Annotated in this window: 24 protein-coding genes, 1 tRNA gene and 1 other RNA gene; 23 read left to right on the top strand and 3 right to left on the bottom strand. The window is 57.1% G+C overall.

Going from position 1 to position 21361, the window contains the following annotated elements:
- Positions 1-18: 18 nt before the first annotated feature.
- The 16 genes from QEN43_RS20600 to groL all read left to right on the top strand — a co-directional run bounded on the left by QEN43_RS20600 (position 19) and on the right by groL (position 11590).
- Positions 19-840, top strand: a complete 822-nt coding sequence (locus QEN43_RS20600; protein WP_026610105.1) for an AAA family ATPase — start codon at positions 19-21, stop codon at positions 838-840.
- Between the two features lie 18 nt (positions 841-858).
- Positions 859-987, top strand: a complete 129-nt coding sequence (locus tag QEN43_RS20605) for a hypothetical protein (protein WP_268870468.1) — start codon at positions 859-861, stop codon at positions 985-987.
- Between the two features lie 14 nt (positions 988-1001).
- A complete protein-coding gene (locus QEN43_RS20610; protein ID WP_026610106.1) occupies positions 1002-1499 on the top strand; it encodes a phage protein GemA/Gp16 family protein in 498 nt (165 codons plus the stop codon).
- Positions 1496-1927 (top strand): hypothetical protein, encoded by a 432-nt coding sequence (locus tag QEN43_RS20615; RefSeq protein WP_026610107.1) that lies wholly within the window; start codon positions 1496-1498, stop codon positions 1925-1927. Before QEN43_RS20610 ends, QEN43_RS20615 begins: the two co-directional genes overlap by 4 nt.
- A 34-nt stretch (positions 1928-1961) precedes the next feature.
- Positions 1962-2027, top strand: an RNA gene (locus QEN43_RS20620) — hammerhead ribozyme type II.
- Between the two features lie 30 nt (positions 2028-2057).
- Positions 2058-2246 carry a hypothetical protein gene (locus tag QEN43_RS20625; RefSeq protein WP_026610108.1) on the top strand — a complete coding sequence of 63 codons (189 nt, stop codon included), beginning with the start codon at positions 2058-2060 and terminating at the stop codon, positions 2244-2246.
- An 89-nt stretch (positions 2247-2335) separates the two neighbouring features.
- A complete protein-coding gene (locus tag QEN43_RS20630; protein ID WP_156912703.1) occupies positions 2336-2557 on the top strand; it encodes a hypothetical protein in 222 nt (73 codons plus the stop codon).
- A gap of 633 nt (positions 2558-3190) precedes the next feature.
- The gene (locus QEN43_RS20635; protein ID WP_026610110.1) at positions 3191-3451 is read left to right on the top strand and encodes a hypothetical protein; all 261 of its coding nucleotides are present in this window, start codon (positions 3191-3193) and stop codon (positions 3449-3451) included.
- 226 nt (positions 3452-3677) lie between these two features.
- The gene (locus QEN43_RS20640) at positions 3678-4190 is read left to right on the top strand and encodes a hypothetical protein (RefSeq protein WP_026610111.1); all 513 of its coding nucleotides are present in this window, start codon (positions 3678-3680) and stop codon (positions 4188-4190) included.
- Complete coding sequence (locus tag QEN43_RS20645) at positions 4177-4710, top strand: hypothetical protein (RefSeq protein WP_156912602.1); 534 nt, start codon at positions 4177-4179, stop codon at positions 4708-4710. Before QEN43_RS20640 ends, QEN43_RS20645 begins: the two co-directional genes overlap by 14 nt.
- Before the next feature lie 151 nt (positions 4711-4861).
- Positions 4862-5353: a Mor transcription activator family protein gene (locus tag QEN43_RS20650; RefSeq protein ID WP_026608715.1), complete on the top strand. Its 492-nt coding sequence runs from the start codon at positions 4862-4864 to the stop codon at positions 5351-5353.
- On the top strand, positions 5343-6206 hold the full coding sequence (locus QEN43_RS20655; RefSeq protein ID WP_026608716.1) for a coiled-coil domain-containing protein: 864 nt from the start codon (positions 5343-5345) through the stop codon (positions 6204-6206). The genes QEN43_RS20650 and QEN43_RS20655 overlap by 11 nt, the downstream gene beginning before the upstream one ends.
- A 137-nt stretch (positions 6207-6343) precedes the next feature.
- The gene (locus QEN43_RS20660) at positions 6344-8254 is read left to right on the top strand and encodes a phage tail tape measure protein (RefSeq protein ID WP_026608717.1); all 1911 of its coding nucleotides are present in this window, start codon (positions 6344-6346) and stop codon (positions 8252-8254) included.
- A gap of 43 nt (positions 8255-8297) precedes the next feature.
- A complete protein-coding gene (locus tag QEN43_RS20665) occupies positions 8298-9143 on the top strand; it encodes a phage protease (protein WP_051331358.1) in 846 nt (281 codons plus the stop codon).
- 476 nt (positions 9144-9619) lie between these two features.
- Positions 9620-9910, top strand: coding sequence for a co-chaperone GroES (gene groES / locus QEN43_RS20670; protein ID WP_026608727.1), 291 nt, complete (start codon positions 9620-9622; stop codon positions 9908-9910).
- A 42-nt stretch (positions 9911-9952) separates the two neighbouring features.
- Complete coding sequence (gene groL, locus QEN43_RS20675; protein WP_026608728.1) at positions 9953-11590, top strand: chaperonin GroEL; 1638 nt, start codon at positions 9953-9955, stop codon at positions 11588-11590.
- 295 nt (positions 11591-11885) lie between these two features.
- Here the strand turns inward: groL and QEN43_RS20680 are convergent, their stop codons facing one another.
- The 3 genes from QEN43_RS20680 to QEN43_RS20690 all read right to left on the bottom strand — a co-directional run bounded on the left by QEN43_RS20680 (position 11886) and on the right by QEN43_RS20690 (position 14474).
- Positions 11886-13088 carry a DesA family fatty acid desaturase gene (locus QEN43_RS20680; protein ID WP_036267612.1) on the bottom strand — a complete coding sequence of 401 codons (1203 nt, stop codon included), beginning with the start codon at positions 13086-13088 and terminating at the stop codon, positions 11886-11888.
- Between the two features lie 213 nt (positions 13089-13301).
- Positions 13302-13757: a Slp family lipoprotein gene (locus QEN43_RS20685; protein WP_051331360.1), complete on the bottom strand. Its 456-nt coding sequence runs from the start codon at positions 13755-13757 to the stop codon at positions 13302-13304.
- A 129-nt stretch (positions 13758-13886) separates the two neighbouring features.
- Positions 13887-14474, bottom strand: coding sequence for a Slp family lipoprotein (locus tag QEN43_RS20690; protein WP_156912605.1), 588 nt, complete (start codon positions 14472-14474; stop codon positions 13887-13889).
- Between the two features lie 189 nt (positions 14475-14663).
- Between QEN43_RS20690 and QEN43_RS20695 the strand changes: the two genes are divergently transcribed.
- From QEN43_RS20695 to pheT, 7 genes are all read left to right on the top strand, one after another.
- Positions 14664-14740: transfer RNA gene (locus tag QEN43_RS20695), tRNA-Val, on the top strand.
- Between the two features lie 52 nt (positions 14741-14792).
- On the top strand, positions 14793-16709 hold the full coding sequence (gene thrS / locus QEN43_RS20700) for a threonine--tRNA ligase (RefSeq protein WP_026608731.1): 1917 nt from the start codon (positions 14793-14795) through the stop codon (positions 16707-16709).
- 21 nt (positions 16710-16730) lie between these two features.
- Entirely contained in the window at positions 16731-17258 is a 528-nt protein-coding gene (gene infC, locus QEN43_RS20705) for a translation initiation factor IF-3 (RefSeq protein ID WP_036267614.1), read from the top strand.
- A gap of 18 nt (positions 17259-17276) precedes the next feature.
- Positions 17277-17474 (top strand): 50S ribosomal protein L35, encoded by a 198-nt coding sequence (gene rpmI, locus QEN43_RS20710; protein ID WP_026608733.1) that lies wholly within the window; start codon positions 17277-17279, stop codon positions 17472-17474.
- Between the two features lie 29 nt (positions 17475-17503).
- Positions 17504-17851 (top strand): 50S ribosomal protein L20, encoded by a 348-nt coding sequence (gene rplT, locus QEN43_RS20715; RefSeq protein WP_026608734.1) that lies wholly within the window; start codon positions 17504-17506, stop codon positions 17849-17851.
- Between the two features lie 83 nt (positions 17852-17934).
- Positions 17935-18960, top strand: a complete 1026-nt coding sequence (gene pheS, locus QEN43_RS20720; protein ID WP_026608735.1) for a phenylalanine--tRNA ligase subunit alpha — start codon at positions 17935-17937, stop codon at positions 18958-18960.
- Between the two features lie 21 nt (positions 18961-18981).
- Positions 18982-21360: a phenylalanine--tRNA ligase subunit beta gene (gene pheT / locus QEN43_RS20725; RefSeq protein WP_026608736.1), complete on the top strand. Its 2379-nt coding sequence runs from the start codon at positions 18982-18984 to the stop codon at positions 21358-21360.
- The last annotated feature ends 1 nt before the right edge of the window (position 21361 follow it).

Genomic DNA, 21361 nt, shown 5'->3' on the forward strand with positions numbered 1-21361 from the left:
AAACGGAGACAATCCTATATGAAATCATTTGCTTTAGACAATAGTGCTATCGATTTATCGCCCCTTCGGGACAAGATCGCCCGATCCGGGGCCAAGCCCTCCCGAATCGCCGTCGAGGCCGGCGTTTCAAGAGCCCTGATCGATGCCTTGATGGAACAGGCGGACGAGCCGGGCCTTGAACTTCCGCACGAGCTGATAAACCGCCTGCGGGCCTGGGCTGATGAGATCGAAGCAGGCTCTTCCACCTTCGACACGGTTGACCCGGAATGGGTGGAAACGCCCACGGCGCAGGAGATCGCCGCCGCTTTGACGTTTGCCGCGCAAACGCCGACCCTCGCGGTCATTTACGGCGGCGCGGGTGTCGGCAAGACGACCACGTTATGCCAGTTCAGGAGATCAACGCCCAACGTCTGGCTGGTCACTGCGAGCCAGTTTTCCGTGACGCCCACGGCCATTTTGCAGAAGGTCTCGGAAGCGGTCGATTATTGGGGCGGTCCGTCCCGCACCGATACGCTAGCGAAGGAAGTCATGAACCGCATGAGGGACGCCATGGAATATAACAAGAGCAAGGGCCTGCTGATCATTGATGAAGCGCAGCACTTGAATGCTCGCGCGCTCGACGGGCTCCGCTCCCTGCATGACGAGACCGGCATCGGTCTGGCGTTCGTCGGGAACGAGACCGTGTTCGCGCGCATGAAAGGCGGCGGGATGAGGGCTGCGGCCTTCGCGCAAATTTATTCCCGCGTCGGGCGGCGCTTGCACATTACCCAACCGAAGGAGGAAGACGTTGACGTGATCCTGGAATCCTGGGGCATTTCCGGGCGCAAGGAACGCGATTAGGCGCAGCGCATAGCCTCGTTGCCGGGCGGGTTGCGCCAGTTGGTGCAGCTGATCCGGCAAGCCAAGGTCGCGGCGCAGCACAGCGGCTTGCCGGTTGACGTACGCCTCTTGAAAGCGTCCGGCAAATCGCTGGGCATCGGGGAATAGGGGAGGGCGGCGTCATGAACCATTACGCAACAGAACAGGCCCGCTTATTCCGGATTCTCCATTTCGCCGTCCAAATCAATCAAAGGGAAGGCATCGATATCGCCGGCTGGATCTTCCGCACCTATCCGGATTCGCGGTATTCAACCCTGACCGATGGCGAGCTGCGCGAAATTCTCACCCATTTAACCGGGGCGGGTTTTCTCGGGCATTTTGTCCGAGGGGCATCGGGTTGGGATCGCCCGACCGCGGAACAACAGGAGACGCTCGAAGCCGTCTTGCAGGAATTGGGCTGGAACGGTACGGGCGATCCTCGCTTGATAGCCCTGGCCCGGCAGGTCGCCGGCGTCGATCACGTTCGCTTTCTCACGCGCTGGGACCTGGATCGTGTCTTGCGCCGGCTTAGGTCGAAGTGCCGACAGCGAAACGCGGCAAAGGCCAAGAGGCTTCAGAGAAGACGCACCTTGGATGGACGGAAGCCGAATGACTATTCGGCAACGGGGGTGTCGGTATGAAAGTCCGCATCAGAACCCACGAGGGGCCATTTGAGGCTCAGCTGGATTATTCGCACGGACCGGAACCGGTCGTCGCGGCAAACGGCAAACTCTACGATCAGGTTAATTTCTGGGGCGGGAGTGTGATCGTTGAGGACGCGACCGCCGAAGAGTTGGAGGCTTTGAAAAAGGCCGGCTATTTTCCGAAGAAAAAGCCGGACCCACGAGACGAGCGAATCGATCAATATCGGAAGCTGATTGATCAATCGTACTGGAAGGTAAACAAGATCAAGGCTTTGGCATGGGCTTCCTGTCAACTGTTGGTCTCCAACTCCGATTTGTCCATCGATGATGAGGAGCTTCAAACCCGCGTTTCAGACATTCTCGAAGTTATTCACGACTTGTCTGAGGGAGTTATCGACAGCTTGGGTAGCGAGGTGTCAGCTTAAGCGCAAGGATTATGCCGCAAGCCGGTCGCAGGAACTGCGAAACCGGGGCCTAGCCCCGGTCGCCCAAGGGCGGCGCCTTGGGCCTGATGAGCAGCCGATATAGACCTGTTTTCGAGTAAGGGGCATTCCAATGTATGCAGTACGAATTACCCAGCGGGATTTTGTCGCCGGGACGGAGATTACCAAGATATGCAGAGCCAGATTCAAAACCGAAGCCGGCGCGAGAAAACGGGCGGCGGCATTGAGTTATTCCTGCGCTCCGGACGGTAAGACCAAGGTGAGCGAGGTGATTGCTGACGTCATTCGGCTTGAAAACTGAACTCTTTTTCGATGTTGAAGCGCTCCGCCATCAGCACCGCGATTCACTCGTTCGGCCTACCAACCGGCTTTTGGTCGGGTGGGTGCACCATGTTCAATCGAGCAACACGCGATCCCAAAGATCACTGGATGGACGCGGCATGTGTGGGCGAAACCGGTGCAGCGGTGCACATCTCCGAAGGTTTCCGGCCGATCCTGACAAAAGCCACGGGGCACGGCATTCAGCAAGTCGTGCGGACCAACCGATGCTGTTTCCACAATGCCCAGGAGCTTGGTTGGGCGTCTTCCGCCGGATCGCGGCAAACCGATTGAGGAGGTTGTCATGGCTCGCCCTCCGAACGTCAAGACGAAAACCCCACGCGAGGCTTCAGCGAATCACCCCAGGTCCGCAAAGCGGGCAATCGCCGCATTTTGTTACCGGTGCATGGGCGGCGAAGATACGAACCATCCGAATATCGTTAAGGCCATGGTGAGAGACTGCGAATCGACCGATTGCCCCCTATGGAAGTTCCGAGGATTTCAACGGGTGACAACAAAGGGCAAGGGGATTGCTCCGAGGGGCAAAAGTAAACCCATTTAAATGGATTTAAATTTTTCCAAAACACGCGGAATTGGAACGTTCCGGGCCACCTTAACGGGCGGCCTATTTTTTTTGCTCTACGCGCCTCTCGTTCAGCCGGCCCACAGTGCCCGGCGCAAATGATCCCCGATCATATCCAGAACGGCATACAGATCATCCTGCACCAATCGCCCGGCTCGGTGGCCAAGAGGCCGCAGCAAGGTGCTCCATGAAAGCCGCCTTTAAACTGGCTTCAATCGCTCGGTGCAAGGGAAGGTTGTTGATATCCTGGTCTTGCGGCAAGCTTCGCTTCCTAGATTTGAGTAATCGCCACTGAACCTGTTCACCCTTAACCTTTCTTGTCATTTCGCGTGAAATCCCACCAAATGACGGATTATCGCGCTAAAGTTCTTGTTGAATGGCGCCGGCAGCATCGCCGGGGGACGCCGTCACTCCTGGAAGTCGATCAAGAGCTCCGCGCCTATGTCGATCGGGAAATCGTCCAGCGAACTTTCGCGGACTTGGCCTTGATGATTCGCGAGACTTTCGGTCCCGAGCGATCAATATCAAAGTCGTCCCTGGGCCGCTATTGGCGCCGGCACAAAGATCGCCTACTTGCTATGGGCGGCGACAAAAGCGGTTTCTGATGCTCCGACTGGCGTTCTCTCAAAACCGATAAAACCCCGTTTAAATCTGGGGCTCCCGCGGCTTTAGGGTACTCAAAAACGGCTTTCACGCCCATTTTTGCCGATTCGCGAGCCTCTGAGAGCGTCGTAGACAAGCGTAGAGCGCCAGAAAGCATGTAGCCTCATCGAGTGTTTCCGGCACTCCCAGCCATTCCATTCGCAAACTGAGTTCTGGTAAAGGGCGAACATGACAAACGATAGGAATTTCGAACTCGGCATTCTTCAGGCCCGCTATGCGTTTGCGGCGCTCATCCGCGAGATCGGCGGCGATGTCGCATCGATCCGCGCGGCGGCCAACGAGCCCGGCGCACACGCCTTGCGCGCGATCCATGCTGGATCGATAGCGCTCTGTAATCGGCTGGATGAGGCGTTCACGCTCGCGGATGAGGTTGTGACGGCGCCGCAGCAGCAGAATAGCTTTGATGCTGGACTCGCTGCCGGCTATCTCTGTTTGGCGGAATTCATTGCGGACTTGCAGACCGAACTGCGGCAGATCCGCGCGTGCTTGTCGGCCGACGACGGCGGGCCGGTTCAGGATCCCGGGCAGATCCGCGCCAGCGCAGCCGCCGTTGTTGAGCGCTTCGATGTCGAAAAGCAGCGCATAAATGCGCTGATCAAAGAGGCGGAGGCGGCTGAATCCCTGGGCGCTCGCCTCAAACGCTGGCTAGGTGTGCGGTCCACTGGACATGCAGGGGGTTAACATGATCGAGGACTTGATGCTTGCGGCGTTTTTCGGCGGTTGGATCGGCTGGGCCATTGCGGCCCGCCGACAGGGGTGGTCGCTGATCATCCAGATCGGCGGGGGCTTGTTGGTTGGGGCCGCTTTCATGTTGATTCCGGGGGCATTTCGGCCGTGGCCCAACTCCGTTCCGGCGTCACTGGAGGCCGCCGGCCTGGTGGGCCGCCCCTGGAATGAAGCGGAGGCGCGGCTCGCGGCGCGCATAACCGCGCAGGCTCTGGAGCAGATGGAGGCCGAGCTAAAACACGCGGATCGTACCGGCGATCACGCGTTGGCGCTGGCATTGATGGACGATCTACGCACCAACCTGATTGAATGGAACGATCAGCCGGAAAATGGCGCCGCTGCGGCCTATCGGGCGTGTCATCTGGCTGCGGCTCACGCCGCCGGGTGCGTGGTGGATATTGCGCGCGGCGGGTACTGCACGAGCGTACCTCGGTTCGAGGCAACCCTGAGCGACTGCCGCCAGCTAACCGAGTGATTTGGAGATCCAGTCGATTTTTCGATAAGATCGCGTTCCCCACAGCCGGCTCCCCGCCGGCTTTTCTTTGCCCCTGAATCTGTTCAGTCTTAATCCACCCGTCTTTTGGGTGAACAATTTCCGCCTGAAAGAGTAACGGCGGAGAACGCGTTTGTTTTGTCCCACGTGCTTCCAGAAGGTCAACGTCGAGCTTCAGCGCGAACTCGTGCTCGACTTCGAACAACTGCCTGGTGTCCTGCAGGAAATAGCCTCCCTGATTGGTCCGGAAAACGCGATGAAAATCGCGCAAACCTACGGCGGAGTCCGGCTCTACGTGCCCAAGCGCATGAAGCCGGATCATCCGTTGGCCGAACTGGTGGGATTCGAGAACGCGTGTGCGTTGTCGACGGCACTCGGCGGCCTGGCGCACCTCTACATTCCGCAGTCACATGTACTGATCCTGGAAGCCCGCAAACGAGCCATTCTGAACGATCGATCTCAGGGAATGAGTATTCGAGAGCTGGCGCTGAAATATCGGCTCGCCGAAAGGCACATTCATACCATCCAAAAGGCCGCCCTCAAAGCGGACCTTGCCGCCGCCCGGCTCGCTCAAGAAACCTTAACAACCACCAACCTCTCAAAGGAAGACCGTCATGACCGATAAAACCCTCCTCGAACAAGCCGCCAAGCGGCGCGAATTCGACAGCCAAATCAACGCGCTGAGAAAACAGCTGGACACCGCTAAATCCAATCAGTTCAGAGCGCAGCAAGCGAAGCGCGAGGCGAACAATGTCGTCATCGGCTACAGCCCGGAGAATGTTGCCGAGAACGAGCGCCACCTGCTCACGCAGGCGCAAGAAAACTTGGCCGCAAAGGAGCGCCTTTTAAAGCAAGCCGAGCAGCAGGTGGCCGACCTCGAAAAACAACTTGCCAAGCTGGAAGCCGATCGGTCCCAACTCGACCGCTGGGATATCCGGATGCAGGCGGCGCTCGATGATTACCGGGAGGCGCGGGATGCATTCCAAGCCGCAGACCTCGAGGTTCAGCAGCTCCGAGAACAGGCCGCCAACCTTGCGCCGGATATCAACCGGTTACGGAGCGCCATCGCCACACAGAAAAGCCTGGTGGCGAAAGCCCTGAACAAAACCGATCTCGCTAACGCCAAGACCCTTCTCGCCCAACATCAGGCGGAACTGGCCGATTTCGAACAGCTGATGGCCAACCTCAACGCCCGGTTGCCGAAATCGACCGAAGTCCTGACCGACTGCCGAGACCGAATGGAGAATGCCGAGCGGGCGGTCTGGAGTGCGAAGTTGGATGGCCTCTATGAAGAGTTCAGGCAGCACCAGGAACTGGTGGACAGCATTTTCGCGGTGTTTGCCAAAGCCCAAACCCGGCTCGGCGCCGGGTCGGTGCGAGCCGCCTTCGCTCCGGTCATCGGCGACTCCTTCCCGCCGGCCGAACACCTCAAAGAACGGCAGCAGGCGATCGCGGCCGAAATCGGCCTGCTCGATTAAGCCCATAAACGACGAGAGAGCGCAATGACCGAGACTGAACTTACACAATTGAACGGTCGGCTGGAAGCCGCCGTCGCGGCGGAACTCTTGGCCGATGACCCCGCCGCGTTGGCCGAATGGCAAAGTTTGGTGGGACTATGAGCACCCGCCTCCTCACATTGATGCTGCGCCTGGCGGCGCGTGACGATGCCAGTCGGCCGGCGCGCGACGCCATGCGCCGAATCGCGCGCGCCCGCGAGCAGCTCGGCATGCGCAGCGAGCGCATGATCCAGCGCGAGATCGATCGAACCGGTGCGGCCTACCGGCGCTTAGCGAGATCGGGCCAGCTCAGCTTCAATGAGCAGATACGCGCCGCGCGCCAGGCCCGCCAGCGGATCGCCGAGCTGAACCGCGAACTGGGCCGAACCCCGATGCTCCAGCGCGCCGCCCAGACCGTCGCCGGCGTCGTTGCCGCGAAGGCGGTCGTGGCCCCAGTCGTCGGCCGCACCATGAACTACAGCCAGAGCTTGGCGCATGCCACCAATACGGCATTCCGCGAACGCGACGTGGCCGGACGCATTGCCGGCAAACGCGAGCTCGATGCCGCCGTGCAGGAAGCGGTCCGCCGCAGTGGTAGCACCCGCGAGCAGGCGCTGGAAGCGCTCAATTCAATCATCTCATCAGGCGCCGTCCAAACCGGAGACGCCATCACGATGTTGCCGGCGGTGATGCGCGCTTCGGTCGCCGCCAACGCCGATCCCACCGAAATGGCCACGATCGGCGTGCGCGCGATGCAGTCGTTCGGCGTTAGCGCCGACCGCCTGGCCAAGGTTTTCGATATGGCGTTGACCGCCGGTCAGCTGGGCGGGTTTGAGGTCCGGGATATGGCGCGCGACCTCCCCAGCCAGCTTGCACAGGCGGCGAACTTGGGCATGCGTGGCGAGCGCGACCTGGCGTTTTTGTTGGCAGCGAATCAGATGGCGGCCATCACGGCTGGCACCCCGGCACAGGCTGGTCTGAACATGCAAAATCTGCTGTCCAAGATCAATTCGCCCGATACCGCCGCCGACTTCAAAAAGCTGGGGATCGACCTGAGCGACAGTCTAGCCGCAAAACAGGCTAGGGGCTTGAACGCCATAGAAGCGTTCATGGAACTGGTCGATGAGGTCGTCTCGCGCGACCAGCGATTCGTCGCGCTGAAAAAGCAGGCCGCCTCGGCAACCGGGGGCGAGCGTCGGGAAATACTGGATCGGCAAACGACCCTGCTACAAGGCAGCGTGATTGGCCGGGTTTTGCAGGATCGTCAGGCGCTCCTCGGCTTTCTGGGCCTGATGAATGACCGGCAGCAACTACAGTCGATTATGGGCGGGACAATGACCTCGTCCGGCGCGACCGACAAAAACATGGCGGTCCTCGAGTCCGAACCGGGGTTCCGGGTTGGATCGGTGGTGGCGGAAGGGGAGATCGCGCTGCAGAAAGCTTTCGAGGGGATCAACAAATCCATCGGCGAAACCGCCCAGAAGCTCGCCGACTACGCGCAGAAATACCCGGATCTGACCGCCAATCTGGCGCTCGCCACGACGTCCCTGGCGACTCTCGCGGCCGCGGCCACCGCGGCCGGCGTGGTCGGCGGGATGATGGGCGGTCGCGGTGGCGGTCTCCTCGCGGGAACTGCCGCCCTGCTCGGCGGCGGCCGGGCCATGTTGGCAAGGGCCGGCGGCGCGATCCTGGGCGGCGGCCGGGCATTATTGGCCCGAGCCGGCGGAACGATCCTCGGATCGAGCGTCGGGGCGCTGACCGGGGCTGGGGCCATTGGAACGGGCATTACCGCCGGCCTGGGCGGGCTTTCGTTGCTGAGTGGCTACCAGATTGGGAAGGACTTCAACGCCCGAGCTCAGGGCACGCCGTTCATGGACTGGCTGGATAGCTCCGTCGCCAACCCCATCGCCGACGCGATCGATTCGATCATGGGCAAGGAGATCAATCTGGCGGTCACCGTGGACGTCAAAGGCGGCAACATCGTGGCCGAGGTCAACAAGGCTAACAGCCGCGAGGCCAAGCGCTACTGACGGGATTGAACGAAGCAAAACATCGAACATTTAGGAAAACGTTATGGCATTGAATGATCACTCCGCCTCCGCCGCCTTGTCCTTTCAGGTGGACGCCAATCAGAACAGAGTCCAACTACTGCCCGCCGGCACCTTTCGGGCGAGAGACGGACGGCCCGCAGGTGTTTATGCCTGGCGGATTGACCGAGAGATCGCGCAGCGCGTCATCGAGCGGTTCCAGGCGGCGAAGAATCCCCGCGTCATCGATTACGAGCATCAAACCCTCAACAGCGCTGAGAACGGCCAACCGGCGCCGGCGGCGGGCTGGTTCACCGGCATGGAGTGGGTAGACGGCGTGGGACTCTTCGCGGTGGGTGTCATGTGGACCGAACGGGCCAAGGCAATGATCCGCTCGAACGAATACCGCTACATCTCCCCGGTGTTCCGGTTCGACAAGCACACCGGCGAGGTTCTCGAAATCATCAATGCGGCGCTCACCAACGTTCCGGCCCTCGATGGCATGCTGGAAGTCGCCGCCGCCCGCTCCGAGTCGCCGCTTTTGGCATCTGGCCTGCTGACGGAAACCGAACTGCAAGTTTGCCGCAAGCTGGGAGTGTCGGAAGACGCCTATTACCGGACAAAGATGGAAGATGGCGCCGGGCGCCGAGACTCCTACGGTCAGCATCCCATGCTGTCTAACGCTCAACAGGCGATTTGCAATTCGATGATGTTGAACCCTGATCAGTACGTGCAGGCGCTTAGCGAAGCGAGAACGGCCGAGTGGCAAAATTCGCCGGAACTCCGGGCCGAATTCGAGAGAGTGGAAACGTATCTCGCCTACCGCCGTGCCGAGGATAAAGGCTTAGTGAAGAGCTACGGTCGGAAAACCCTGAGAAATCACGGCTCCTGAGAGAGGGGAACGGAAACCGGTGTGTAGTGCGTAGGCTCGCACCGGTTTAAGCTTGGGCCAGGCACGCACCGTCTGGCCTTCTTTTTGGCGTGACACAGTCTCAAACTAAGCGACGTTACTGAAAAAGGAGAGCCCCCAAGTAGAGGCGTTAAATCGCTCATTAAAGCAGCTTTGAAGATGCTGTATTCCATCTATTGGGAAAGAAACGGCATCAACTTGATCAGAACTTCCTAAAGTTGATTGCGTTACTTGATTTGCTACGAAAGCGCCCCTATCAAGTTTTCAATTCAAAATCGCGAATTTTTCAAAACAAGTTCGCCCCTACAACAACTTTACGGAAGACGAAAGGGCGCCAACCTTGACATGAAATGCTCGACAGCTATGATTAGCACTCATTTTGGTTGAGTGCTAACAAAATTTGGGTTTGGTTGACCGCTCGTTAGCCAAAACATCATCAGTAGGAATAGGAGAGTGTGATGAAGATTCGTCCTTTGAGTGACCGTGTGATCGTACGGCGTGTCGAAGAAGAGCGTACTTCGCCGGGAGGAATCGTGATTCCGGATACGGCTGCCGAGAAACCGATGCGCGGGGAAGTTCTCGCGGTGGGGAACGGTAAGACTCTGGACAACGGACAGGTGCGCGCGCTGCAAGTCAAAGTAGGTGACAAGGTGCTGTTCGGCAAATATGCCGGCACCGAAGTGAAGATCGATGGCGAGGAAATCGTCGTCATGCGCGAGGACGACATCATGGCGGTGCTCGAAGATTGAGCGCGCCCGGGATTCAACATCAACCAACGAAGGTAAATCGTAATGGCAGCGAAAGACGTAAGATTCGGCGATGATGCTCGGACCCGCATGGTTCGCGGGGTCAATATTTTGGCACAGGCGGTGAAAGTAACCTTAGGTCCGAAAGGCCGCAATGTAGTGCTCGAAAAGAGCTTCGGGGCGCCGACCGTCACCAAGGACGGCGTATCAGTGGCGAAAGACATCGAACTCTCCGATAAATTCGAGAACATGGGCGCTCAGATGGTGAAGGAAGTCGCATCGCAGACCTCCGATGTCGCGGGCGACGGTACCACCACCGCTACCGTGCTGGCACAGTCGATTTTGGTCGAGGGTTTGAAGGCTGTTGCGGCCGGGATGAATCCCATGGACTTGAAGCGCGGCATTGACAAGGCGGTTAACGCCGCCGTAGATGCCATCCGCGAGATGTCGGTTCCTTGCACCGACAGCAATGCCATCGCTCAGGTCGGCACCATTTCCGCCAATTCGGATGAGAGTATCGGCAAGATTATCGCGGAAGCCATGGACAAAGTGGGCAAAGAAGGCGTGATCACGGTCGAAGAAGGCTCAGGCCTCGAGAACAGCCTAGAGGTTGTTGAAGGCATGCAGTTCGACCGCGGCTATCTGTCGCCGTACTTCATCAACAATCAGCAAAGCATGAGCGCGGAACTGGAAAACCCGCTGATTCTTATCTGCGAGAAAAAAATTTCCAATATCCGCGACATGTTGCCGGTGCTCGAAGGTGTCGCTAAGGCCGGCCGGCCGCTGCTGGTTATCGCTGAGGACGTCGAGGGCGAAGCGCTCGCGACCCTGGTTGTTAACAACATGCGCGGCATCATCAAGGTCTGCGCGGTCAAAGCGCCTGGTTTCGGTGATCGCCGTAAAGCCATGCTGGAAGACATCGCCATCTTGACCGGTGGTACCGTGATTTCCGAAGAAGTCGGCCTGAGCCTCGAAAAGGCAACCCTGAACGATTTGGGCAACGCCAAGAAGGTGCAGGTCAGCAAGGAGGAAACCACGATCATCGATGGCGCTGGCGCTAAGGAAAAGATCCAGGGACGTATCGCCCAGATCCGGAAACAGATCGAAGAGACAACGTCGGATTACGATCGCGAAAAGCTGCAGGAACGCCTGGCCAAACTAGCCGGCGGTGTTGCGGTGATCAAAGTCGGTGCGGCTACCGAAGTCGAGATGAAGGAAAAGAAAGCTCGCGTTGAGGACGCCCTGCATGCGACCCGAGCCGCGGTCGAGGAAGGCATCGTGCCGGGAGGTGGCGTGGCTCTGATCCGCGCGCTTCAGAAAATCAAGGATCTGAAAGGGGCGAACCACGATCAGGATGTCGGAATTAGCATCGCTCGCCGCGCTATGGAAGAACCGTTGCGCCAGATTGTGGCCAATGCCGGCGAGGAATCGTCCGTAATTCTGAACAAGGTAGCCGAGGGTTCTGGCAATTTCGGTTACAACGCAGCTACCGGCGAATTCGGTGACATGGTCGCCATGGGTATTTTGGACCCGGCAAAGGTGACTCGTACCGCATTGCAGAACGCTGCTTCCGTGGCAGGACTCATGATCACCACCGAGGCGATGATCGCCGAGGAGCCGAAGGAAGAGGCGCCGATGCCGGGCGGCATGGGTGGAATGGGCGGCATGGGCGACATGATGTAACGCCGACGCCGACCGATCGTTTAAGCCTCTAAGTGCGAGAAAGCCCCATCTTTGGATGGGGCTTTTTTATGGATTGTCTGTCTGACTGAGTTCGAGCTATTTCAGCTGGTTCGCTTTGAGCTTGTCGAAGGTTCAGCAGGCTCTGCCGGCTTCCAACCTACCGTCTATTCAATCAGTCTCGACGCGCAAATGGAAAGCCGTGGGAACGGGCTTGATTCCTTTGCCCGTTTTTGCCACAGCTCATTTTTGGGCATTCCTATCCGCCTAGTCACTTGAGAAGCTATGCGGTGCCAACTTAGACAGTAGGTACGTAGCTGACGGACAGCCGATTTGCGATGGTATAGCCGTGCAGTAAATCGGCAAAATCCTCAAGTGCTTGGATGCCCGTGTCTTTTGCTCGCTGGCACCACTCCCTGAGCGATTGTATGCGTGCTTCATAGCTGATCGAGGAGTTAGCCCAAAGCTGTTTCAAGTCCTCCTTGAAACGATAGACGGTATGAAGCGCCTGGCTCAAACCCAGCGCTCGATCGAGGGTATGTGTAGCGGCCTCATCGAGCTGTATATCTTCTCGAATCAGGAGCGGTTTCGCATCGCGGAGCAAACGCCGGTATGCCGGGAGGGCTGTCCGCAATTCTTGTCGCAGTACCGGAAGCACGACGTTACGGCCATACAATGCCAGTACGTGGAATCGATTGCGCATGACGGCCTGTATCGTTGCCAGGTCGATCAGGTTCTTGTCAGGAAGAATGCAGATTTTTGGCGCAATCCGGCGAACCTTTGCCAACTTCAGCAATTCCATCAGGCGAATGTAGACCCAGCCGATGTCCAGTTCCCACCAGCGGGAGGACAGCCGTGCCGAAGACGGATAGGCATGATGATTATTGTGAAGTTCCTCGCCGCCGATAAGTAAGCCCAGCGGGAACAGGTTGGTGGAGGCGTCTCGGGTTTCGAAATTGCGATAACCGAAATAATGTCCAAGCCCATTGATTACGCCTGCCGCCCAGAAGGGGATCCAAAGCATTTGCACGGCCCAAACGGTGATGCCGAAAAAGCCGAACAGCGCGACGTCGATGAGAAACATAAGCACGACGCCCAGACTTGGATAAGGTGTGTAAAGCTTGCGCTCGAGCCAGTCATCTGGGGTGCCGTAGCCGTATTGTTCCAAGGTTTCTGGATTGGCGGCTTCAGCCTGATAGAGTTCTGCACCCTCCCACAATACTTTTTTTATGCCAAACACCCGTGGGCTATGTGGGTCCTCGGGTGTCTCGCATTTGGCGTGATGCTTACGATGAATGGCGACCCAAGCTTTGGTGGTCATCCCGGTCGTCAGCCAGAGCCAGAAGCGAAAGAAGTGGCTCACCGCCGGATGAAGGTCCAAAGCGCGATGCGCTTGGTGGCGATGAAGGAAGATCGTGACGCTGGCGATGGTGATGTGAGTCACCGCGAGCGTGAAAGCAATGAGTCCCCACCAGGGGAAATCGAGTAATCCGTCAATCATTGTGTTGTCGAAAATTCAGGAAAAGTGTTAACAAGATCGCTAAGTGGTTGCGAGATTTTCCCTAAAACTCGCGCAAAGCGCGTTAGAGCGGGCATATCGGCAAGACGCTCAAATTCAATTTTCTGTTGGAAAAATCGGATTTTCAATCTGCGTGTTTTCCGATCGGTCCTCTGATGCCCGATTATTGTGTGGGTGAAAAACTGTTGTTACCTCTCAAAAGCCGAAACCTACACCCAAGCCGATGCCGAAGCGAGGCCCAGTTTCGTAGTCGGGTAGTAATTTCACCTCCAGCGGGGTCAATAGCGGAAATGTACGGCCGGTTTCATCGGCTTCCATGCTACGCTCCCCGGCAATCCGCCCGGCGGCTACGATGCGTCGGCCTTCTTGATAGATGAGCGTATCCAAATAGCCCGGATGCAGCAGTAAAAACCGGCCCAGGGCGGGCTCGTCCAATTTGGGTTCGCCGCGTCTGTTGGTGGGATAGGTCAAAACTTCGATTAACGTGCCTTCCCGTAAATTCTTGGCGCTGAGAATGGTTCCGCCTACGAGAATGGTTTGGCCTATAAACGGTTTCGGGTTATTCAGAACAGCTTGCGGTGAAATGTAGGGATCGACTTGATCCATGGTCGTTCGGGACAAGACTGTTCCGCAGCCGCCGATTTGTAGCATGGTTACGCATAATACGGCGGCAAAGCCGAGAGTGCGAGCCGAGAATATCGTAGAACCGGATCGGAAGTCCTTTTTTGAGATCCGAAATGCTTTCACTGTAATGCTTCAGGCTCTTGGGGTGAATGAGTTTCACCAGTAAGGGTACCAATACGGATAATAGCCAGGCCAGCCGCGCCACCATGGATCGTACCAATACGGCATAGGATAGTAGACATAGGTTGGCCGGGTGGCCCATAGATGAATTTCCTTGCAGCCGATTACCGGATAAGTGTAGTTGATTTGATCGAGAGGCTTGGTTTCCTTGCCTTGAACTTCTCCGGCAACAGTCACCTCGCGTCCTTTTGCATAAACCGCCGAGTCCAGGAATCGGTTGCAGCGAATTAGGAAGCGTCCGGCAGACGTGTCCACGTCTTCCGGTCGGTCCGAGCGGTCCAACGGTTTCTGTACGACCTCGATCTCGGTGAACTGCGGTCGGTTGGTGGTCTGGACGATTACGCCGCCCAGCATAACCGTCCTGCCTTTGTAGGCTTCGGGGCGAGCAATAATTTCATAAAAGGACGGCTGCTTTTTGGTTACCGTTCGAACGGATTTCGAAAAGGGACTGGTCGAACACCCGGCTACGCTCAACAGCGTTATCCATATCACGAGCCATCGGCACCAGTTTAATTGATTAGACAAGGGGGCGGCGCTCAAAGTTTCGATCGGTGACATAGCCATAATTTATCACCCCGACGGAAACACTCTCCATATATATATATTTGGACAGAGCTGTTCCCGACGAATTCACGATGGACACCATCATAACGCATTCGCCAGCAGCGACCGCCAAAATTCTTGGCTGCGGCTCGTGAGAATGAAAGGCTTTGATCAAAGACAAAAACGCTCTATAATTACGGCTCTTGATTTAGGCGCGTAGCTCAGTTGGTTAGAGCACCACCTTGACATGGTGGGGGTCGTTGGTTCAAGTCCAATCGCGCCTACCAATTCCGAAAAGCATCGCTGGTCGATGCTTTTTTTGTTGAAGAGGTCTCTCCGATGCCCGTGATACGTCTCCCAGATGGTTCCGCTCGTGCATTCGATCACCCCGTAACGCTAATGGAGGTGGCGCAATCTATTGGTCCGGGGCTGGCGAAAGCGGCGTTGGCCGGACGGGTCGACGGCAAACTGGTCGATTTGTCGTATGTTGTCGAAGGCGATGCTTCGGTGGAGATCGTAACCGGCAAGGATGAGGCTGGGTTGGAGGTCATTCGTCATTCGACTGCGCATCTGCTCGCTCAGGCCGTCAAGGCTTTGTATCCGAGCGCGCAGGTGACGATCGGTCCGGTAGTGGAAAACGGGTTTTATTATGATTTCGCCTTCGAACGCCCTTTCACGCCGGAAGATCTGAAGGCGATCGAGAAAAAGATGGCAGAATTAGCGGCAAAGGCCATTCCAATCAAGCGGCAGGTGGTGCCTCGAGAGGATGCGATCAAATTTTTCCGCGACCAGGGCGAGCACTATAAGGCGGAAATCATCGAGGAAATACCACCGGACGAGCAAATCTCCCTTTATTCACAGGGTGATTTTACCGATCTTTGTCGCGGCCCTCACGTACCCGATACCGGAAAGCTCAGGGTGTTCAAGCTCATGAAAGTTGCGGGCGCGTATTGGCGGGGGGATGCGCGCAATGCCATGCTCCAGCGAATCTACGGAACCGCCTGGGCCGATCAAAAGGATTTGGACGCCTATTTGCACCGTGTGGAAGAGGCGGAAAAGCGCGACCATCGCAAAATCGGCAAGCTTCTGGACCTGTTCCACACTCAGGAAGAGGCTCCAGGCATGGTGTTCTGGCACCCCAACGGCTGGGCGCTCTATCAGCAGGTCGAGCAATATATGCGCCGGGTGTTTCGCGAGAACGGGTATCAGGAAATCCGCTGTCCTCAGATTCTGGACGTCAGCCTTTGGAAGGCATCGGGCCATTGGGATAATTTTCACGACAATATGTTCTTCACCTCCTCTGAGAATAGAGAGTACGCGGTGAAGCCGATGAACTGCCCGGGCCACATCCAGGTCTTCAAGCAGCATCTACATAGTTATCGCGAATTGCCGATTCGGTACGGAGAGTTCGGTTCCTGTCACCGCAATGAACCTTCCGGCACCTTGCACGGGCTTATGCGTGTGCGCGGTTTCAGTCAGGACGATGGTCACATCTTTTGTACCGAGGATCAAATCGAAGGCGAAGTCGTTGCGTTCATAGACACCTTGCGGAGGGTGTATGCCGATTTCGGGTTTGACGATATTCAGTACAAGCTGTCTACGCGTCCGCCCAAACGGCTCGGCGACGACAGTATTTGGGACAAGGCTGAAGGGGCGTTGGCGGCGGCTCTGGCGGCGCAAGGCATCGACTACGAATTGCAACCGGGGGAGGGGGCTTTTTACGGTCCCAAGATCGAATTCGCGCTGAAAGATGCAATCGGTCGGGTGTGGCAGTGCGGTACCATTCAGGTGGACTTCATGATGCCGGGACGTTTGGGTGCCGAATACGTGGGCGAGGACAATGCCCGTCATACGCCGGTTATGTTGCACAGGGCGATCGTGGGTTCGATGGAGCGCTTCATCGGTATTCTCATCGAGCATTATGCAGGGTATTTCCCGCTTTGGCTGGCGCCGGTGCAGGCGGTGGTGCTCAATATTACGGGAAATCAGGCCGAGTATGCGGCTGAACTGGCCGCGGAGCTTGTAAAACAAGGCTTCCGGGTAAAGACCGACTTGAGAAACGAGAAGATAGGCTTTAAAATTCGCGAACATAGCTTGCAGCGCGTGCCCTATTTGTTGATCGTCGGCGACAAAGAGCTGAATTCCCGCACCGTTTCTGTCCGCACACAAAAAGGCCAGGATCTGGGTGGGTTTAGCTTGCCGGATTTGATTCGAAAGTTTGCTGACGAAGTGGCTAGTCGTGCTGCTTTTCACTAATCGCGTTTGGAGGAATAGGGTATCACTGCTGAAAGAAAAGAGCCCCGCCTGAATGAAGAGATCACGGCGCCTATTGTCAGGTTGATCGGACCTGACGGTAATCAGATAGGGGTCGTATCGAGTAGAGAGGCCAAGCAAATCGCGTATGAGGCAGATTTAGATCTGGTCGAAATTTCGCCGGCAGCCGATCCGCCGGTCTGTCGGGTAATGGACTATGGTAAATTCCGTTTCGAACAGAACAAAAAGCTGCAGGCGGCCAAGAAAAAGCAAAAGCAGATTCATGTCAAGGAAATCAAGTTCCGTCCGGGTACGGACGAGGGCGATTACAAGGTCAAGCTGCGCAGTCTCATCCGCTTTCTGTCGGACGGCGATAAGGCAAAAGTCACCGTTCGGTTTCGCGGTAGGGAATTGGCGCACCGCGAACTGGGGATGGACCTCCTGAAACGAATCGAAACGGATCTCGTTGAATACGCGGTGGTGGAGCAGTTTCCGAAGATGGAAGGCAGACAGCTGAGCATGACGCTTGCGCCGAAAAAGAAAAAATCTTGAATTGATTAGGAGATTTAAATGCCTAAATTGAAAACCAACCGCGGCGCGGCGAAACGCTTCAAGCGTACGGCGTCTGGCGGTTTCAAGTGCAGTCATTCGCACCGACGTCACATTCTGACCAAGAAGAGTACCAAGAGAAAGCGGCAATTGCGCAATCCCGCCGCCTTGCATGCCTCGGATGTGCGGAGTGCGGCTCGCTTGCTGCCCTATAGCTGATTTTTTCTTGCCCATCGAGAGAGAAGCTCATGCCTAGAGTAAAACGGGGCGTCACTGCAAGAGCCCGGCACAAAAAGGTTCTCAAGCAAGCGAAAGGTTATTACGGCGCCCGTAGCCGAGTTTATCGCGTGGCCAAGCAGGCCGTGATCAAAGCCGGCCAATATGCTTATCGGGATCGTAGACAGAGGAAGCGCCAGTTCCGGGCCCTTTGGATCGTAAGAATCAATGCGGCCGCGCGCGAGTTTGGACTGTCCTACAGCCGTTTTATGGATGGTCTGAAAAAGGCCTCCGTCGAAATCGACCGTAAAGTTCTGGCGGATTTGGCAGTTCGCGACAAAGAAGCGTTCGCCGAATTGGCTAAGATCGCCCGAGGTTAGGCGACACTGATCTTCACGGGAAAGACTCGTTCAGGGTTTTTCCCGTTCTTTATTTCAAAACCGTTGTCCAGACGAGCAAGGCTGTGAGCACACCCCTTGAAGAGCTACTCGTGCAGGCCAGAAAAGAAGTGGCGGAGGCCGATACGCTCGGAAAACTCGACCAAGTGCGGGTGCATTTTCTCGGGAAGAAGGGTGTATTTACCGAGCGCATGAAATCGCTCGGTACACTTCCGGCGGAACAGCGGCGGGAAATTGGAGCCTGGATCAATCGGGCCAAGGACCAGCTTCTAGCTGATCTGGAGGCGCGGAAGAGCGCTTTGGAAGCGATAGAGCTGGAAGAGCGTCTCCAGCGGGAAACCATCGATGTTACTCTGCCGGGACGCGGGCAGCGCACCGGCGGACTCCATCCGGTCACCTTGACCTTGCGGCGTATCAGCCAGCTCTTCAAGAATGTCGGGTTCGACATCGTCGAGGGCCCAGAAGTGGAAGACGACTATCACAACTTCGAGGCCCTGAACATACCCGCCCACCATCCAGCACGGGCGATGCACGACACCTTTTATTTCGACGAGCACACCCTCTTGCGTACCCACACTTCGCCGGTGCAGGTGCGGATCATGGAAACGCAGAATCCACCGCTGCGGGTTATCGCGCCGGGCCGCGTCTATCGCTGCGATTCCGATCTGACCCATACCCCGATGTTCCATCAGGTGGAAGGATTTGTCGTCGATCGAGACGTCAGTTTTGCCGATCTTAAGGGCATACTCTACGAGTTTCTGACCTTGTTCTTTGAAAAGGACATCCAGGTACGGTTCCGCCCGTCCTATTTCCCGTTTACTGAACCGTCCGCGGAAGTCGATATCGAGTGTGTAATCTGCGGAGGCGAAGGCTGTCGCGTCTGCAAACAGAGCGGCTGGCTAGAGGTGATGGGCTGCGGAATGATTCATCCGCGAGTCTTCGAGTTCGTCAAGATCGATCCGGAACGCTATACCGGATTCGCTTTCGGTCTGGGCGTGGAGCGGCTCGCGATGCTGCGTTACGGGATTAACGATCTTAGGCTGTTCTTCGAAAACGATCTCAGATTCCTCGCACAATTCGCAGCATTTTAAGAACAACCTACGGTCTTTCCGATGCGCTTCAGCGAAGCTTGGCTACGAGAATACGTCAATCCGCCGATAGACACTAAAACTCTGGTTCACCAGTTGACAATGGCGGGTCTTGAGGTCGACAGTGTTGAACCCGCTGCTGCGGCGTTTAGCGGTGTTGTCGTGGCCGAAGTGCTCGAAGTTTCGCCGCATCCGCAAGCCGACCGGCTGCGGGTTTGTCTCGTGAACAGCGGTTCCGGGGAGCCGCTGCAAATCGTCTGCGGAGCACCCAATGTGCGGGCCGGGATGCGAGTGCCATTGGCCGTCGAGGGCGCCCGTTTGCCCGGCGATGTGACTATACGGAAATCAGAGCTCCGCGGTGTGGCGTCGTTCGGCATGCTGTGTTCCGCCAAGGAACTCGGTATCGACGACCCTCAAACCGGACTGATGGAATTACCTCCCGATGCTCCGGTGGGAGCCGATGTTCGGGATTATTTGCAGCTGGACGATTGTATCATCGAGGTCGATCTGACGCCGAACCGAGCAGACTGTCTGAGCGTAGAGGGTATCGCACGCGAAGTGGCGTCGCTCAACGCGCTGGACTGGAAGGCACGGGGAGTTTCGCCCGTTCCCGTAACAAGCCCGGAAACGTTCCCGGTCAGCGTATCAGCGCCCGAAGCTTGCCCGCGCTATCTTGGGCGGTTGATCAAAGGTGTGTCGCGTACGGCTCAGACTCCGCTCTGGATGCGCGAACGTTTGCGTCGTGCCGGTATCCGCTCTCTGGATGCGGTAGTGGACGTTACCAACTACGTTCTGTTGGAAATGGGGCAGCCCTTGCACGCTTTCGACGCTGCCAAGCTGGAAGGGGGTATCCATGTCCGCTACGCGGAGGCAGGCGAGAAGCTGGCACTCCTGAACGGCGAGGAGATTGCGCTCGATTCTGATGTCTTGGTCATTGCCGATCAGCGCAAAGCGCTGGCACTGGCAGGCATCATGGGCGGCAGCGACTCCGCAGTGAGTGACGGGACTACCGACATTTTTCTCGAATGCGCGTTTTTCACGCCGAACGTGATCATGGGCAAGGCTCGGCGTTACGGATTGAATACCGAATCGTCCCATCGCTTCGAGAGAGGGGTCGATCCCGAGTTGCAGACACGCGCCATCGAGCGAGCCAGTGAACTCATTCTAGCCATCGCTGGAGGAGAAGCCGGAACCATCGTCGAAGCGACGAGCCCCTCGCATCTGCCGCAGCGCGCGCCTATTCTGCTGCGTTACGAGCGGATTAGCCGGCTGCTCGGTGTGAATATCGAACGGCTCAAAGTGGTCGAGATTCTCGAACGGCTCGGACTGAATCTGACGGATCACCCGGAAGGCTGGATCGTGACGCCTCCCGGGTTTCGTTTCGATATTGCCATAGAGGCCGATCTTATCGAGGAACTCGGTAGGGTTTACGGTTACGAATCGTTGCCGCGTCGACACCCGGTCATGGCGACAGCCATGCGGCCGGTTTCGGAAAAATTCCTCGATCTCGACCGTGTGAAGAACCTTCTGGTCGATCGCGGTTATCAGGAAGCAATTACCTATAGCTTTGTCGACGAAGCTCGGCAAGCGCTGATCGAGCCCGAGATTCCCTTTCTGGTCCTGCAGAATCCGATTTCATCGGATATGGCGGTGATGCGTACCAGCCTTTGGTGCGGGTTACTGGATGCTGCTCTGAAGAACACGTTCCGCCAACAGAGTCGAATACGCTTGTTCGAAGCCGGTCTGCGCTTTGCGCGACGCAGCACCGAGATCGAGCAGCGGAAATCCTTGGCGGGGCTCGCGATGGGGGCCGTCCACGAGGAGCAATGGGGAGAAGCGCTCCGCGCGGTAGACTTTTACGATGTCAAGGCCGACGTGGAAGGCATGGTCAAGCTGACCGGTCGGGAAGCGGATTTGGCATTTGTCCCTGCCGCTCATCCGGCGCTTCATCCCGGTCAATCGGCGGAAATCCGACTCGGTGACGAACGGCTCGGTTGGATCGGAATGTTGCATCCACGCTTGGAAAAGCAATTGGGCTTCGAGCAGAACGTATTTCTTTTCGAACTGGACCAAGACGTATTGCTCGGGAGACGGATTCCGATCTTCCGCGGTATATCGAAGTTCCCGCAGGTGCGCCGGGATATTGCGGTCATCATCGACGAGACCGTCATGGTCGATCGTTTGGTCGCATGTGTGAAGGCTGTCGATAGTCCTATTCTGCGACAAGTGGTGGTGTTCGACGTCTACCAAGGACCAGGGGTCGAACCCGGCAAGAAGAGCGTCGCCCTCGGTTTGGTGTTGCAGGACGAGGCCGATACGCTGACCGATGCCAGAGTCGAGGAAACGGTAGGAAGCGTTTTGGCGCGTCTGAGCGAAGAGTTCAATGCTAGGTTGAGAGACTGAG

It is taken from the genome of Methylocaldum szegediense (genome assembly GCF_949769195.1).
Taxonomy (GTDB): domain Bacteria; phylum Pseudomonadota; class Gammaproteobacteria; order Methylococcales; family Methylococcaceae; genus Methylocaldum; species Methylocaldum szegediense.